At 67.7% G+C, this 15,314-nt stretch carries 12 protein-coding genes; 1 reads left to right on the top strand and 11 read right to left on the bottom strand.

What is annotated here, in order from left to right; genetic code table 11:
- Nucleotides 1–7: 7 nt before the first annotated feature.
- Complete coding sequence (locus tag IP91_RS21555; RefSeq protein WP_145651817.1) at nucleotides 8–658, bottom strand: PepSY-associated TM helix domain-containing protein; 651 nt, start codon at nucleotides 656–658, stop codon at nucleotides 8–10.
- Nucleotides 659–868: 210 nt separating this feature from the next.
- On the opposite strand from IP91_RS21555, the gene IP91_RS21550 reads away from it, so the two are divergent.
- Nucleotides 869–1,366, top strand: a complete 498-nt coding sequence (locus IP91_RS21550) for a pyridoxamine 5'-phosphate oxidase family protein (RefSeq protein ID WP_145651815.1) — start codon at nucleotides 869–871, stop codon at nucleotides 1,364–1,366.
- A gap of 129 nt (nucleotides 1,367–1,495) precedes the next feature.
- Here IP91_RS21550 and IP91_RS21545 read toward each other — a convergent pair whose 3' ends face one another.
- From IP91_RS21545 to IP91_RS21500, 10 genes are all read right to left on the bottom strand, one after another.
- Complete coding sequence (locus IP91_RS21545) at nucleotides 1,496–1,753, bottom strand: hypothetical protein (protein ID WP_145651813.1); 258 nt, start codon at nucleotides 1,751–1,753, stop codon at nucleotides 1,496–1,498.
- 29 nt (nucleotides 1,754–1,782) lie between these two features.
- Nucleotides 1,783–2,109 carry a KGG domain-containing protein gene (locus tag IP91_RS21540; RefSeq protein ID WP_145651811.1) on the bottom strand — a complete coding sequence of 109 codons (327 nt, stop codon included), beginning with the start codon at nucleotides 2,107–2,109 and terminating at the stop codon, nucleotides 1,783–1,785.
- Nucleotides 2,110–2,353: 244 nt separating this feature from the next.
- Nucleotides 2,354–3,007: a ligase-associated DNA damage response endonuclease PdeM gene (gene pdeM / locus IP91_RS21535; protein WP_145651809.1), complete on the bottom strand. Its 654-nt coding sequence runs from the start codon at nucleotides 3,005–3,007 to the stop codon at nucleotides 2,354–2,356.
- Nucleotides 3,004–5,559 carry a ligase-associated DNA damage response DEXH box helicase gene (locus tag IP91_RS21530; RefSeq protein WP_145651807.1) on the bottom strand — a complete coding sequence of 852 codons (2,556 nt, stop codon included), beginning with the start codon at nucleotides 5,557–5,559 and terminating at the stop codon, nucleotides 3,004–3,006. Before IP91_RS21530 ends, pdeM begins: the two co-directional genes overlap by 4 nt.
- Complete coding sequence (locus IP91_RS21525) at nucleotides 5,556–7,214, bottom strand: ATP-dependent DNA ligase (RefSeq protein WP_145651805.1); 1,659 nt, start codon at nucleotides 7,212–7,214, stop codon at nucleotides 5,556–5,558. The genes IP91_RS21530 and IP91_RS21525 overlap by 4 nt, the downstream gene beginning before the upstream one ends.
- Complete coding sequence (locus IP91_RS21520; RefSeq protein WP_145651803.1) at nucleotides 7,207–8,352, bottom strand: ligase-associated DNA damage response exonuclease; 1,146 nt, start codon at nucleotides 8,350–8,352, stop codon at nucleotides 7,207–7,209. Before IP91_RS21520 ends, IP91_RS21525 begins: the two co-directional genes overlap by 8 nt.
- Nucleotides 8,353–8,506: 154 nt before the next feature.
- Entirely contained in the window at nucleotides 8,507–10,213 is a 1,707-nt protein-coding gene (locus tag IP91_RS21515; RefSeq protein WP_145651801.1) for a RecQ family ATP-dependent DNA helicase, read from the bottom strand.
- Nucleotides 10,214–10,363: 150 nt separating this feature from the next.
- Nucleotides 10,364–10,765 carry an MAPEG family protein gene (locus IP91_RS21510; RefSeq protein ID WP_229474797.1) on the bottom strand — a complete coding sequence of 134 codons (402 nt, stop codon included), beginning with the start codon at nucleotides 10,763–10,765 and terminating at the stop codon, nucleotides 10,364–10,366.
- Nucleotides 10,766–10,797: 32 nt separating this feature from the next.
- Nucleotides 10,798–14,127 carry a hybrid sensor histidine kinase/response regulator gene (locus tag IP91_RS21505; protein WP_145651799.1) on the bottom strand — a complete coding sequence of 1,110 codons (3,330 nt, stop codon included), beginning with the start codon at nucleotides 14,125–14,127 and terminating at the stop codon, nucleotides 10,798–10,800.
- Nucleotides 14,124–15,305: a hybrid sensor histidine kinase/response regulator gene (locus IP91_RS21500; RefSeq protein ID WP_145651797.1), complete on the bottom strand. Its 1,182-nt coding sequence runs from the start codon at nucleotides 15,303–15,305 to the stop codon at nucleotides 14,124–14,126. The genes IP91_RS21505 and IP91_RS21500 overlap by 4 nt, the downstream gene beginning before the upstream one ends.
- Between the last annotated feature and the right edge of the window lie 9 nt (nucleotides 15,306–15,314).

Raw genomic sequence — 15,314 nt, 5'->3', positions numbered from 1 at the left:
TGCCTTTTTAGTGGATGAACAGCAGTGCAATGACAAACGGAATCAGCATGCCCAGGCCGACCATCGGCCAGGTGAACGGCCGGTTGGCCGCATGGAATTTCAGGATCAGCAGGCCGGTGATGCAGAACACCAGGCACAGCACGGCAAAGAGGTCGATGAACCAGTTCCACGCGGTGCCCGTGTTGCGGCCCTTGTGCACGTCGTTCAGCCAGGAGATCCAGCCCCGATCGGTATTCTCGAATTCGGCCGCGCCGTCGTCCAGGCCGATGCGTACCCAGGCATCGCCGCCCGCTTTCGGCAGCGGCAGGTAGACCTCGTCGGCCGCCCATTCCGCCTCGCGCCCGCCGGCCTTCAGCGACCAGGTGTCCAGCAGCCAGCGCTCGCCGGCGGCCGGCAGCGGTGCCTTGTCGCCATCGTGTTCTTCCGCAAACGCCTTCAGCTGTGCCACCAGCGCCGCCGGCGCCACCGCCTGCTGGCGCACGATGGTGGGCTTCGCCTCGATCTGCGACGCGTGGTTCAGCGTGATGCCGGTGACGCTGAACAGGAACATGCTCAGCAGGCAGAACGCCGAGCTGATCCAGTGCCACTGGTGCAGCTGCTTCAGCCAGACGGCCCGCCCGGCGCCCCGTACCGCGGCCTCTTTGTCCTTGTCGCTCAAGATCGTCTTCTTATTCTTAACAGATCCTTAAATGATAATGATTATCATTACCTAAGTCAACGTGCCATCCCTCTGCTGTTACAAACGAAACCATCGGGAGGCATCCATCCTGGCAATGTTGTATTTATGACGCGTACGCTGGCGTACAGAGTGTCTCCCGAGGCTGTCCTACACTGTGACCCTGTTCAGGACAATATCGAGAGGAACACCATGGCACTGTTTACCCGGGAAGAATTGGCCGATCTGCGCGACAAGATCAAGGATGTGAAGTTCGGCATGTTCACCGTTCGCGAGGCCACCGGCCAGCTGACCAGCCGTCCGATGACAAGCCAGCAGCTCGACGACGAAGGCAATCTGTGGTTCTTCGTTTCCGACCAGGAAGCGTTCACGCACGAACTGGCGCGCGAGCCGTCCGTCAATGTCAGCTATGCCGATGTCGACGACCACCTGTACGTGTCGGTGGCGGGCCGCGCCGCCCTGCTGCGCGACCGCGCCAAGGCCGAAGAACTGTGGAAGCCGGCCGTGAAGACCTGGTTCCCGCAGGGCCTGGACGATCCGCACCTGGCGCTGCTGAAGGTGTCGATCGACGGCGCCGAATACTGGGACACCGGCAACAGCAAGATGGTCTCGCTGTTCGCGATGGCCAAGGCGGCCATCACCGGCAAGCGCCCGGAACACGTGGGCGAGCACAAGACGCTGGGACACTAATCGCTGAGGCACTGATATTTGCCCGTGTCCTGGTGCCAGGCACCGTGACACGTGTCCTGGTGCCTGGCACCGTGACACGGGCTCGGCTGTAGTGGAATGCAAAAAACCCCGGCGCGCCGGGGTTTTGCGTCAGACGCCGGAACTCGCTTCCGGTCCGGGAGCGCCGCCCCCGGTGCCGGGCGGGTCGCCACCCTGGCGGGAGGCGTCGCCGCCGCTCTGGCGTGAACCAGGATCGGCGCTCTGGCGGCTGCCGGGAATCGGCTTGTCCATGCGGCGCACTTCGGTCTCCGGCAGATCGACATTGCCGATGCCGGGATGCTCGGTGTCCACCAGGACGAAGGTGTCATCGCGGTTGGTGTTCTTGCGGGAGTTGTCAGGTGGAGTCATGGGTATCTCCTGTGCCTGGACCTGCGGGATCAGCCCTGACGGTTGTCCGTGCGGCTGTCGGACGGGCTGGCCTGGTTGTCCTGGCTGCCTTCCTGGCTGGCGGCGCGCGCGGCGCTCTGGCGGTTGCCGTTCTTGTGGCTCATGGCCCCGGCACGGCGTGCCTCTTCCGACGTGAACTCGTGCGCGGTGCCCTTGGCATGCGCGGCGCGGCCACCTTCGGATGCGATCTCGCGCTGGCGCTGCGGATCCATCGATGCAAAGCCACGGTTGCGCGTGGAACTCTGCTTGTTGCCTTGCGTCTCGCCTTGTCGACTACCTTTGCTGCTACCCTGATTGTTACCCTGATTTGAAGCCATGGTGATATCTCCGGAAATGAAGCAATGGGGGATCTGGTCGTGGGTGTGGGGTGAGGAAGGGAACCCGCGCCCGATCGGTACCGACCAGCGACGATCATTTTTTATAACGATCGGGCAACAGGAGCCCCCATGGTAGTGGAAGCACTGAACAGCAAATATAGGACGTCTACATGTGCGAGTGTAGGATAAAGCCTACTCAGCAGAAGGTTTCGATAAGTTTGTAACCCATAGATACCAAACACCGCTACAGCGCGAAAATCGTGTCTTCCACCGCCAGGTAAAAGCGTTCGCCGGCAGCGGGTTCCACGACATGCCCGCCCGTGAACGAACCGAACGAGGGCAGGATGGCGCGCCCCGGCCCCACCACGAAACATGGCAGCCGCAGCGATTCGCGCCGGCCGGCGATCCGGCAGACCGGGTGTACGTGTCCCGCCAGTGCATACCCCGCGTCGGCCTCCAGCGGCAGGTCGGGATGGTGGCAGAAGGCAAACGGCCCGAAGGTCCACGGCTCGTCCACCATGTCGATGCGCAGCAGCCGCGAGGGGTCGCCGGCGTGCCGGTCGTGGTTGCCCCGCACCAGCGTCAGCACCAGGTCGGGATGGCGTGCGCGCCAGGCCAGCATCGTTTGCACCGTCGCGCTGGCGTGGGCGGCACGGGCATGCAGGAAGTCGCCCAGGAACAGGATGTGGCCGATATCGTGCGCGGCCAGCAGCGCATCGAGGCCCAGCAGGTTTTCGGTCGTCGTCCCGCGCGGCACCGGCACGCCCAGCGCGCGGAACGAGGCTGCCTTGCCGAAGTGGATGTCGGCGATCACCAGCATGCGCGCCCGTGGCCAGTACAGCGCCTTCTGCGGCAGCAGCAGCACCTGCTCGCCGGCCAGCTCGATCTGCAGGCTCATGGTCCGGCGGCCTTCTCCAGTTCGCGCAGCACCCGCGCCACGCGGTCCGACAGTTTTTCGGTGCTGAGCTTTTCGCGGAAGCGTTCCACCATCAGCGCGAAACCGAGCGGCGTGGCGCGCCTGATCTCGTGATAGCTCACCGCGCGTGCCTGCAGCTCCTCCAGCGTGGCGCGCAGGCGCTTCAGTTCCAGTTCCTGCTCCAGCACCTCGCGCTGCGCCTGCGTGAGCAGCAGGTTGCCGGCATCGTGCTTGCGGAACACCTCGAAGAACAGCGAGGACGAGGCCTGCAGCTGGCGGTTGCTCTTCGGCTGGCCCGGATAGCCCTGGAAGATCAGGCCGGCGATGCGGGCGATCTCGCGGAAGCGCCGCTGCGACAGCTCCGTCGCGTTCAGGCTGGCCAGCACGTCTTCCAGCAGGTGGTCGGTGCTGAACAGGTCCACGTCGACGCCCGCGGCGGCCGCGAACACGTCCGGCCATGCCACCTGTTCCGGCGCCAGCAGTTCGAAACCGTAGTCGTTGACGGCGATGGAAAACGTGGCCGGCTGCAGGCGGCCGATGCGCCAGGCGAACAGCGAGGCCAGGCCGATGTGCACGGAGCGCCCCGCGAACGGATACACGAACAGGTGGTGGCCTTCGCGGCTGTGCAGGCTTTCGATGACCGTGCGCTGCGGCGTGGGCAGTGCCGACCAGCGCTCCTGGATCTCGAGCAGCGGCCGGATCGCCGCCATTTCCGGTCCGCGGTAGATGCCCTCGGTGGCCAGCCGCATCTGCTCCAGCGCCGCATGGGCCAGTTCCGAGGACAGCGGCATCTTGCCGCCCTGCCAGCGGGGCACGGCACCCTTGGCGCCGGTGGCGCGCTTCACGTACGCCGTCATCTCGTGGATGCGGATGAATTCCAGGATGCGCCCGCCGAACAGGAAGTGGTCGCCCTTGCCCAGCCGCGCGATGAAGCCCTCTTCCACCGTGCCGATCCGCCCGCCGCTCTGGTACTTCACCTGGATCATCGCTTCCGAGACGATGGTGCCGATACCCATCCGGTGGCGCCGGCCGATCGCCGCATCGGGCACGCGGTACACGCCCTCCTCGTCCGGCAGCACGCGCCGGTATTCCGGATACACGGTCAGGCTCTGGCCGCCGCGCGCCACGAAGTCCAGCGCCCACTGCCATTCTTCCGGCGTGAGGTCGCGGTACGACCAGGCGCGCCGCACTTCCTCGTACAGGTCATTTGCTTGAAATCCTCCTCCGAGGGCAACCGTGACCAGGTGCTGCACCAGCACGTCCAGCGGCTTGTCCGGCGTGCTGCGCGATTCGATGTCGCGGTCCTTCACGGCCTGGATCGCGGCGGCAGCCTCCAGCAGTTCCAGGCTTTGCGTGGGCACCAGCGTGACGCGCGAAGCGCGGCCTGGCGCGTGGCCGGAGCGGCCGGCCCGCTGCAGCAGCCGGGCGATGCCCTTGGCGCTGCCGATCTGCAGCACGCGCTCGACGGGCAGGAAATCCACGCCCAGGTCCAGGCTCGACGTGCACACCACGGCCTTCAGCTCGCCCTTCTTCAGGCCCAGCTCGACCCAGTCGCGCACCTCGCGGTCCAGCGAGCCGTGATGCAGCGCGATGATGCCGGCCCAGTCGGGACGGGCGTCCAGCATGTTCTGGTACCACAGCTCCGCCTGCGAGCGGGTGTTGCAGAACACCAGCGTGGTGGCATGCTTCTCGATCTCCCCGATCACGGGCTGCAGCATGTGGATGCCCAGGTGGCCGGCCCAGGGAAAGCGCGACGGATGCTCGGGAATCAGCGTGTCCACGACGAGGTCCTTGCGCAAGCTGCCCTCGACGACGGTGCCTGTCACACCAGGGCCCAGCAGCACTTCCTGCGCGCGCTGCAGGTTGCCGAGCGTGGCCGATAGCCCCCACACGACGAGGTTCGGATTCCACTGCCGCAGCCGCGCCAGCGCCAGCTGCGCCTGCACGCCCCGCTTGTTCCCCATCAGCTCGTGCCATTCGTCGACAATCACCATGTCCAGCAGGTCGAACTGCTCCTGCGCGTCCGCCTTCGACAGCATCAGCGACAGGCTTTCCGGCGTCGTCACCAGCGCATCCGGCAGCTTCTTCGCCTGCCGCGCGCGCGACGCGGACGAGGTGTCGCCGGTGCGCGCATCGATCGTCCAGCCGGGCAGCACGTCGGCCGCCGACTCCTGCAGCGCGCGCAGCGTGTCGGCCGCCAGCGCGCGCATCGGCGTGAGCCAGAGCACGCGCAGTCCGGCTTTCCGGCGCGGCGGCGCGGCCAGGGCGCGCTGCAATGCCGCGAACCAAACGGCCAGCGTCTTGCCGGAACCGGTGGTGGCGTGCAGCATGCCGGACTCCCCCTTCAGCGCGGCGCGCCAGACGTCGCGCTGGAACGGGAAGATCTGCCAGCCACGCGCCGCGAACCAGTCATCGACGGACTGCGCGACCAGCCGCTTCGGCGGCAACGGCGCGGCCGCCTCGGCAGGTGGCGGGAGCGGCGTGGCCGGCCGCGCGGTCGATTGCGCGATGGTGCGTGCCCGCGGCCGGTTCATGCCAGCGAGGCCTGCTGCAGCAAGCCTTTCAGCATGTCCAGCGTGTCGGCTTCCTCGACGCTCTTGTCCTCGCGGCGGCGCAGGATGCGGGGGAAGCGCACGGCGATGCCGGACTTGTGGCGCGGCGACGCGGCGATGCCTTCGAAGCCGATCTCGAACACCATCGTGGGCTTCACGCTGCGCACCGGGCCGAAGCGCTCGATGGTGGTCTTGCGCACGGCATTGTCCACCTGGTTGATCTCGGCATCCGTCAGGCCGGAATACGCTTTGGCAAACGGCACCAGCACGCGGCTGCCGTTGCCCTCGCTGTCCACGATATCGTCCCACACCGCGAAGGTGTAGTCGGTGTACAGCGAGGCACGCCGGCCATGGCCCGCCTGCGCGTAGATCAGCACCGCGTCCACGGCATACGGATCGATCTTCCACTTCCACCACGTGCCCACGTCCTTGGTGCGGCCCACGCCGTACTGCGCGCTCTTCGCCTTCAGCATCATGCCTTCCACGCCCCGCCCGCGCGACTCTTCGCGCACCTTGGCGAGTGCTTCCCAGTCCGGCGCCTCCACCAGCGGCGAGATGCGCAGCTGCGGCGAATCCACTTCCTTCACCAGCTGTTCCAGCAGCGTGCGCCGCTCGCACTGGGGCAGCTTGCGCAGGTCCACGCCATCGCGTTCCAGCAGGTCGTAGGCCACCAGCACGGCCGGGTACTCGCCGAGGAACTTGGGCGACAGCGACTTGCGGCCGATGCGCTTCTGCAGGTCGGCAAAGGGTGCCGGTGACGAGGTGGGCGAAATCCCGTCGCGCCACACCAGGATCTCGCCATCGACCACCGTGCCGTCGGGCAGCCGGATGGCGGCCAGCTCGGGGAAGCGTTCGGTGATCAGGTCCTCGCCGCGCGACCAAACCCAGCTGCCGCCACGCGCGACGATCTGGGCGCGCATGCCGTCGTACTTCCATTCCACCTGCCAGTCGCCGATGTCGCCCAGCGTGGCCGGTCCGGCCTGCAGCTGGTGGGCCAGGAAGAACGGATACGGCTGGCCGCCGCGCTGCGCATGTTCGTCGTCGGAGGCTTCCGCGATCAGCTGCAGGAAGCCTTTCGCGGTGGGCCGCACGCTGCCGTCGGTCCAGCCCATCAGGCGCTGCGCGATCAGCTTCGAATCGATGGCGGCGATGCCGGACAGGGCCCGCGTCACCAGCAGCTTCGACACACCGACGCGGAAGCCCCCGCCGATCAGCTTGATCAGCAGGAAGCGCTCGGGCGTTTCCAGCTCGTCCCAGTACGAGAACAGCGCGGCGCGGATGGTCTCGGGCGCCGCGCCCCGGAGTGGCGCGATGCGTTCTTCGATCCAGACGGCCAGGCCGATGTCGCTGCGCGTCTTCGGTTCCGGCAGGATGTGGGCGATGGTCTCGGCCAGGTCGCCGACCGCGTGGTAGCACTCGTCGAACAGCCATTCGTCCAGCATCGCGTATTCGGTGGCGTACTGGCGCAGCAGCTTCGTCGGCACGGCCTGGCGCGGCTTGCCGCCGGCCAGGAAGTACACCGCCCATGCCGCATTCTCCGGCGCGGCATTGCTGAAGTAGGTCTTCAGGGCCTCGAGCTTGCGGTTGGTGGCGGTGGTTTCATCCAGCTCCGCGAACAGGCGCGCGAACTCACGCATCGTCGCCCCCGTCCTTCTGCGCGGCGGCGGTGCCGGCTTCGCGGGCCGCCTCCGCCTTGTCCTTCACGGCCCAGCGTTTCGCGACGGGATCCACGTCCGGCTCGGTGGCGGCCACGCCTTCCGCGGCGGCACCGGCGGCGGCCGCATCCTCCGCTTCATCGTCGCCGTATTCGGTATCGAAGCCCTTCGCGTCGTAGCCGTTCTGGCACAGCCAGCGCACCATGGTGGGAATCGAGCCGTGCGTGACGACGATCTTTTCCGCGCCGGTGGCCTTGATGGCCGACATCAGGCCGGGCCAGTCGGCATGGTCGGACAGCACGAAGCCCCGGTCCACGCCACGGCGGCGCCGCGCCCCGCGCAGCAGCATCCAGCCGCTGGCAAAGGCGTCGGAGAAGTCGCCGAAGCGGCGCGCCCACGGCGAACCGCCGGCTGACGGTGGCGCGATGACGATGGCTTTCTTCAGGTCGGCCTTGTCCACGTCGGACACCATCTGCGTGGGCGGCAGCGCCACGCCGGCCGCGCGGTAGACGCGGTTGAGCGGCTCGACGGAGCCATGGCAGATGATCGGGCCGATGGACGGATCGAGGCCGGACAGGATGCGCTGCGCCTTGCCGAACGCGTAGCACAGCAGCAGGCTGGCGCGCCCTTCCGCCACGTTCTTGCGCCACCAGGCATTGATGTCGTCGAAGGTCTGCTGCTGCGGCTCCCAGCGGTAGATCGGCAGGCCGAAGGTGGATTCGGTGATGAAGGCATGGCATTGCACGGGCTCGAACGGCGCGCAGGTGGCATCGGCTTCCACCTTGTAGTCGCCCGAGGCCACCCACACCTCGCCGCCGCATTCCATGCGCACCTGGGCCGAGCCGAGCACGTGGCCGGCCGGATGCAGCGAGATGCGCACGCCGTTGTGCTCGACCGTCTCGCCATAGGCCATGCCCTGCACGGTGATGTCGCCCAGGCGCGACCTGAGGATGCCGACGCCCGGTTCCGCGGCCAGGTAGTGGCCGTGGCCCACGCGGGCATGGTCGCCATGGCCATGCGTGATCACGGCCCGCTCGACGGGCCGCCACGGATCGATGTAGAACCCTCCCGGCACGCAGTAGAGACCTTCCTTGCGTACCACGACCATGTCGCCGGCCATACTGACTCCTCTCATGCTCCTGCACGTTTGCGTCATTCTAGCCACGCGGCCGCGCGCCCACTGTCCGCCAGCGCACAATGAACGGCCGGCCATGGCGAGGGGCGCCAATGAAAACGGCGCCCTGAGGCGCCGCGATGCGGACAGGCTGCGCGCGTTACACGGGCTGCACGAACTCCGCCATGAACGTCTTGGTAGTGTTCTCCGGGAACTCGATGGTGATCTGGTCGCCGGCCACCGAGAGCACGGTGCCGATATCGAACTTGGGCACCTTCACCTGGCTGCCGATGGAGATCACGGGGCCGAGCGGCACGGACGGCTCCGGGATCGGCTCGAACACGGGTTCCTCGTTCTCGACCGGCTGCACGGCGGGCGGCGACATGCAGTTGTCGCAGCAGCCGCACTGCTTCACATCGGTGGCATCGTCGGCGAAGTAGTCGAGCATCAGCTTCCAGCGGCAGTAGCCGCTCTGCGCGTAGGCCACCATCTGCTCCAGCGCATCGTGGTCGCGCTCCTGCTTCTGTTCGTAGATGGCGGCCAGCTGGTCGAACTGGGCGCCCTTCGAATCGCGGTTGGTCAGCAGCCAGTCCAGCTTGCGGTTCTGGCGCAGCAGCTTGCCATCCTTGAGCAGCTTCAGGCACACCTTCAGCTGGCTGTCCCCCAGGTCCGGCACGGCATCGCGAATCGCCGCGTACTGGCACGGCACCAGCGGCACCGTTGCCTCGTACACGGCGCGCAGGTCGTTCGCCGTGGGATAGTGCTTCACGAGGAAGAACTGCTGCAGGCGCTTGTCATCCTGGAAGTACAGCAGCGTGCATTCGGCCGGCTCGCCATCGCGGCCGGCGCGGCCCGATTCCTGGTAATACGCTTCCAGGTTGGCCGGCACCTGCAGGTGGATCACGAAGCGGGTATCGGGCTTGTCGATGCCCATGCCGAATGCGTTGGTGGCCACCATCACGCGCCGCTGGCCATCCATGAACAGGTCCTGGTTGGCGCGGCGTTCCTTGGCGGGCAGGCGGCCGTGGTACAACGCCACGCTTTCGCCCGCCTCTTCCAGCTTCGCGTGCAGCTCCTCGGCGGCCTTCACGGTCGCAGCGTAGATGATGCCGACGCCGGCCGTTTCGCGCACCAGGCGCAGCGCCTGGCCCACCTTTTCGCCCGGATTGGTCACCTGGATCACCCGGTAATGCAGGTTCTCCCGGTAGATGCCGGTATTGATGACATTCATTTTCGGCGTGCCCAGCTGGTGGCCGATATCCTTCATCACGTCCGGCGTGGCGGTGGCGGTGAGCGCCAGCACGCGCGGCTGGCCCAGCGCGCGCAGCGCGGCGCCCAGCTCCAGGTAGGCGGGACGGAAATCATGGCCCCACTGCGAGATGCAATGGGCTTCGTCGATGACGAACAGCGAGATATTGGTTTCCTGCAGCACGGCCAGGAACTCCGGCGTGGCCAGCCGCTCCGGCGTGCAGAACACGATGCGGCTGTGGCTGGTGCGCACGTCTTCCAGCGCCTCGATCTCCTCGGCGCGGGTCAGGCTGCTGTTCAGCTGGGAGGCGGCAATGCCGATCTCCTCCAGCTTTTCCAGCTGGTCCTTCATGAGGGAGATCAGCGGCGAGACGACCACGGTGGTGCCGGGCAGGATCGAGGCGGGAATCTGGTAGCACAGGGACTTGCCGCTGCCGGTCGGCATGATGGCCAGCGTGTCGTGCCCTTCCAGCACGCTGTCGATCACTTTCTGCTGGCCGGCCCGCAAATGGTCGACGCCGAACACATTGTGCAGCAGGCTGCGGATCAGTTTCGTGCGGCCCGCGCCCGTGCGTTGCGCGCCACGGCGTTCGCCGGCGCTGAGATTTCTGGTGACCATGTAAGTGTGCTCGTCTCTGGGAGTATCGTAGCACTCAAGATAGGCCCCGGCGGTCCTGGCCGCCATAGGACGCAGCCTACTCTGCACGTAGGAGTGTGGCCGAAGTTCCTCAGCAATACCCGGCACCGGTCCTGCGCGCTCGAGAGCCGCTCAGAAGCCGCTCAGCAGCGCGTAGAGCACCATCGCCAGGCCGGCCATCGACACCAGCCACACCAGCGAGCGCACGTACGGCACGCCGAAGGCATACAGCGGCACGTACACGATGCGGGCGATCAGGTACATCCAGCAGCCGTACAGCGTGAGCGTGCCTTCGGCGCCGGCGGCATTGGCGGCCAGCACGGCACCGATGAACAGCGGCAGCGTCTCGAACAGGTTCTTCTTGGCACGCTCCAGCCGGCCCGTGATTCTGCCGACCGGCGGACCGTCGCCATCGCGGGCGCTGGCGTTGTAATCCATCCCCGTCTCGCGCGTGCGGGCCGACGAGTGCAGCAGGATCTGCACGATCGCCAGCACCAGCGTCCAGCCCAGCAGCATCAGTTCGGTGCTCATCATGGTGTTCCTTGTGGTGGTGTCGTGTTGGTGGATCAGCCGCGCGCCCGGTCGAGCGCGGTCTGCAGGTCCATCAGGTCATACGGCTTGCGCAGGCAGGTGGCCTCGAACCCCAGGCTCTCCAGCGCCTCCTTGCCGTAGCCGGTGGAGAAGATGATGCGCAGCGGTTTCGCCGCGTGCACCTGCCGCGCCAGCTCGATGCCGGACATGCCGGGCAGGCTGACATCGGTAAACAGCACGTCGAAGTCCTGCGACTGCAGCAGTTCCCACGCCGCTTCGCCATCGCCCACGCCGGACACGGTGTGGCCCAGCATGCCCACCAGCTCGCACACCATCTGCAGCGAATCCTGGTTGTCCTCCACCACCAGCACGCGCAGCGAGGCGGCATGGTCGATGGCTGCCTGCGGTTCCAGGAAGGTGCGCGGGCCGCCGCGCTGGTGCTCGCGCGCCAGCAGCTGCTGCTCGCGGTTGTTCAGCACGTGGCGCAGCTTGCGCGCCAGGTCCTCGCGGCGGTACGGTTTGCTGAGGAGTTCCAGGCCCGCATCGAGCCGGCCGCCATGCACGATCGCGTCCTGCGGATAGCCGGAGGTGAACAGCACCGCCAGGTCCGGCAGGATCTGCTGGGCGATGCGCGCCAGTTCCGGGCTGCGCAGCGCGCCGGGCATCACCACGTCGGTAAACAGCAGGTCGACGTGCTCGCCCGATTCGACGATGCGCAGCGCGCTCTCGCCATTGTCGGCCGCCAGCACGTGGTAGCCCAGCGCCTGCAGCATGTCCAGCACCACGGTGCGCACGCCGGCATCGTCCTCCACCACCAGGATGGTTTCGCTGCCGCCCGTGATCGGGCCCGCGTCGTTGTCGAAACTGGCCGACGCTTCGGTGCTTTCCGCCAGCATCGTGCGCGGCAGGTAGATGCGGATGCTGGTGCCGCGCCCCATCTCGCTGTGGATCTTGATGTGGCCGCGGCTCTGCTTGACGAAGCCGTAGGCCATCGACAGGCCCAGGCCCGTGCCCTCGCCTTCGCGCTTGGTGGTGAAGAACGGCTCGAAGGCGCGCTGCTGCACCTCGGGCGACATGCCGGAGCCGTTGTCCGTCACGGCCAGCATCACGTACTGGCCGGCCGGCACGTCGACCATGTCGTTGACCTGCACTTCGTCGAGCACGGCGTTGCCCAGTTCGATCGTCAGGCGGCCCGCGCCCTGCATGGCATCGCGCGCGTTGATGCCCAGGTTCAGGATCACGTTCTCCAGCTGGCCCGGATCGACCAGCGTGTTCCACAGGCCGCTGCCACCGACCACGGCCAGCTCCACCGCCTCGCCCAGCGCGCGGCGCAGCAGTTCGTCCATGTTCGCCACCAGGCGGCCCAGGTCCGTCACGGCCGGCTGCAGCGGCTGCCGGCGCGCGAACGCCAGCAGTTGCGAGGACAGCTTGGCGCCCCGCTCGACGGCGGCCACCGCCATGTCGAGCCGGCGCCGCGCCGCCTCGTCCGCGCCCAGGTGCAGCGCCAGCAGGTGCAGGTTGCCCGAGATGATCTGCAGGACGTTGTTGAAGTCGTGCGCCACGCCGCCCGTCAGCTGGCCCACGGCTTCCATCTTCTGCGACTGGCGCAGCGCCTCCTCGGCCTTGTCGCGCTCGGCCACCTCGCGGCTGACGCGCTGCTCCAGCGTGTCGTTCAGGTCGCGCAGCGCCACCTCGATGCGGCGGCGCTCCGTGATGTCCGTCTTCACGGCGATCAGCGCCACCGGCTGGCCGGCCTCGTCGTCCAGCCGGCTCATGCTGCTGGAGATCCAGACCCATTCGCCGTCCGGCCGGTGGTAGCGTTTCTCCAGCGTGAACGGCACGCCGGTGGCCAGCAGCCGCTCCACCAGCAAGCGGTTCTCCGCCTTGTCGTCCGGGTGGATCAGGGCTTCCATGTGCAGGCCGAGCACCTCCCCTTCGGGCCGGCCGAACATCTGGCACAGCGCGCCGTTGACGCGCGTGTAGCGGCCCTGCAGCGACACCTCGGCCAGGCCGACGGAGGCCTGGCCGAAGATCGCCGCCAGCCGGTCCTGGCTGGTGCGCAGCGCCTGTTCGATCTGCTTGCGATGGGTGATGTCGAACGCCACGCCCACGTAGCGCCGCTCGGCCGGCGTGGCGCCCTCGATCGCTTCGCCCTGGCGCGCCAGCCAGCGCCGCTCGCCCGTGTCCGGCCGGCGGATGCGGTATTCGGTGTAGGCCAGCGGGTTCGGGTCGCTGGCCAGCCGCTCGGGGCCGATGCGGGCCCGGTCGCGCGGATCGACCAGCGAGATCAGCAGATCCTCGGTGACGTCGACATCGTGTGCCAGCCCCCACACGCGCCGGTATTCGGCCGTGACCACCAGCTTGCCGGTGCGCGGGAACCATTCGAAGCTGCCGATGCCGCCGGCATGCTGGGCCATGCGCAGCCGCTCTTCGGTAAGGATGTGCGAGGTGACGTCGATGCCCTCGACGAACACGCCGGTGATGGCGCCGTCCGCCGCGCGCAGCGGCTGGTAGACGAAATCGAGGTAGCGCGGTTCCAGCTCGCCGCTCTCCTCGGACAGCAGGTGCACTTTCTGCTGGCGGCCCACATACGGCTCGCCGCTCGCATGCACGCGGTCTAGCAGTTCGATGATGCCCTGTTCGCGCACTTCCGGCAGCGCCTCGACGAGCGGCTTGCCGACGATGTCGCGCCGGCCCACCAGCCGCAGGTACGGCGCATTGGCCAGCTCGAACACGTGGTGCGGGCCGCGCAGCACGGCCATGAAGCTGGGCGCCTGTTCGAACAGTTCGCGCAGCAGGCCGGTTTCCTCGCGCAGCCGGCGGTTCTGCTGGTTCAGTTCGGCGCGGTCGCGCTCCAGCGAGCGTGCCTGCCGGATGCGCCCCGACACATCCACCACCGTACACAGCACGCCGCCCACGGCGCCGTCGGAATCGAAGACGGGGGTGTAGAACAGGTCGAACCACACGTCTTCCGGCGTGCCATTGCGCAGCAGCGTCAATGGCGTGCCGGGGTGCTGGCGCGTCTCGCCGCGAAAGCCCGCTTCCAGGATCGCGCGGTTCCAGTCCCAGATCTCCGGCCAGGTGTGCGGCACGGTGCCGCCCAGCGCCGCGGGATGGCGCGCGCCGGCGATCTCCACGTAGCCCTCGTTGTAGATCATGACGTGCTCGGGGCCCCACATCAGCACCATCGCGATGGGCGAGTTGAGCACGATGTCGACCGTGGTGCGCAGCGCGGGCGTCCAGCCGGCCGGCGCGCCCAGCGGGCTGGCGGACCAGTCGAAGCCGCGCACCAGGTCGCCGACGGCCCCACCGCCACGCGGCAGGTACGTGTCGACCGTCCGGCTGGCGATGGCGCCCGCACTCATGCGGCGTGCCCGGCCATGCCGTGCTGGCTGCTGCCCGGTACTGCGCTGTTGCCCTGCCCTGCGCTGCTGCCGGACAGCGGCCGGCCGTTGCGCGGCAGCGTGACGGTGAACACGGTGGTGCCGAGGGCTTCCTCCGAGGCGACCGTGAGGTCGCCGCCGTGGACGCGCACGAACGTGCTGGCCGTGTACAGCCCCAGGCCGAGGCCCTGGCCCGCCTTGCGCGATTCGCCGCGGTGCTGGAACGGCTCGAACAGGCCGACCAGGCGCGCCGGCGGGATCACGCCGCGGTTGCTGACGGTGAGCTGCAGGCGTTCCGGCGCGCTGCCGTCGATGTGCACCAGCACCGCGTGTTCCGGCTCGCCGTGCTGCAGCGCGTTGCCCACCAGGTTCGAGATCACCTGCGAGAAGATGCCGGCATCGATCAGCGCATGCTGGTCACCCACGCCTTCCACGATCACGCGCGACGGCTTGTCCGGCGTGGCGAATTCGTCGGCCAGCGTGCGGCACAGCTCCGCCACGTCGCGCCGCGCCGTGCGCAGCTGCATCTCGCCGGCGCGGATGCGCGCCAGGTCGAGCAGCTGGTCGACCATCTGCGCCATGCGCTTCGCGCTGCCCTGGATGCGCTGCGCCGTCACGGCCACCTTCGGGTGGTCCGTCATCATCGGCAGCAGCATCGCGCCGTTCATCACCACGGACAGGGGCGTGCGCAGGTCATGGCCCAGCACGGCCATGAACATCTCGTTCATGTGCAGCGCGCGCTGCAGTTCCTCGAGCTGCTGGGACAGCTGCTTCTTCTGCTTGTACAGCTCGACGAACACGCCCACCTTGCTGGTCAGTGCCTGGGCATCGATCGGCTTGAACATGAAGTCCACCGCCCCCGCTTCGTAGCCGCGGAAGCTGTAGTTGGTCTCGCGCGAGGCGGCGGTCAGGAAGATCAGCGGGATGGCACGGGTGCGCTCGCTGCCGCGGATCAGTTCGGCCAGCTCGAAGCCGTCCATGTTCGGCATCTGCACGTCCACCAGGGCCAGCGCCACTTCGTGCACCAGCAGCAGTTCGAGCGCTTCGGCGCCGGACGAGGCCTGCAGCAGCGCGATGCCGGGGCGGGCCAGCAGTGCCTCGATGGCGATGAGGTTCTGCGGCACGTCGTCCACGACGAGGATATTGATCGGAGCTGTCACGGGTCTTTC

Origin of the sequence: Pseudoduganella lurida (genome assembly GCF_007830455.1) — a bacterium.
GTDB classification, from domain to species: Bacteria; Pseudomonadota; Gammaproteobacteria; order Burkholderiales; family Burkholderiaceae_D; genus Rugamonas; species Rugamonas lurida.
Note: the sequence above shows the minus strand (reverse complement) of the source record. Positions and strands in the feature narration are given on the sequence as shown.

Bases quoted from the DNA above. Each gene is read 5' to 3' on its own strand.
- IP91_RS21550 (WP_145651815.1), top strand. From the start codon at position 869: ATGGCACTGTTTACCCGGGAAGAATTGGCCGATCTGCGCGACAAGATC.
- IP91_RS21545 (WP_145651813.1), bottom strand. From the start codon at position 1,753: ATGACTCCACCTGACAACTCCCGCAAGAACACCAACCGCGATGACACC.
- IP91_RS21540 (WP_145651811.1), bottom strand. From the start codon at position 2,109: ATGGCTTCAAATCAGGGTAACAATCAGGGTAGCAGCAAAGGTAGTCGA.
- pdeM (WP_145651809.1), bottom strand. From the start codon at position 3,007: ATGAGCCTGCAGATCGAGCTGGCCGGCGAGCAGGTGCTGCTGCTGCCG.
- IP91_RS21530 (WP_145651807.1), bottom strand. From the start codon at position 5,559: ATGAACCGGCCGCGGGCACGCACCATCGCGCAATCGACCGCGCGGCCG.
- IP91_RS21525 (WP_145651805.1), bottom strand. From the start codon at position 7,214: ATGCGTGAGTTCGCGCGCCTGTTCGCGGAGCTGGATGAAACCACCGCC.
- IP91_RS21520 (WP_145651803.1), bottom strand. From the start codon at position 8,352: ATGGCCGGCGACATGGTCGTGGTACGCAAGGAAGGTCTCTACTGCGTG.
- IP91_RS21515 (WP_145651801.1), bottom strand. From the start codon at position 10,213: ATGGTCACCAGAAATCTCAGCGCCGGCGAACGCCGTGGCGCGCAACGC.
- IP91_RS21510 (WP_229474797.1), bottom strand. From the start codon at position 10,765: ATGATGAGCACCGAACTGATGCTGCTGGGCTGGACGCTGGTGCTGGCG.
- IP91_RS21505 (WP_145651799.1), bottom strand. From the start codon at position 14,127: ATGAGTGCGGGCGCCATCGCCAGCCGGACGGTCGACACGTACCTGCCG.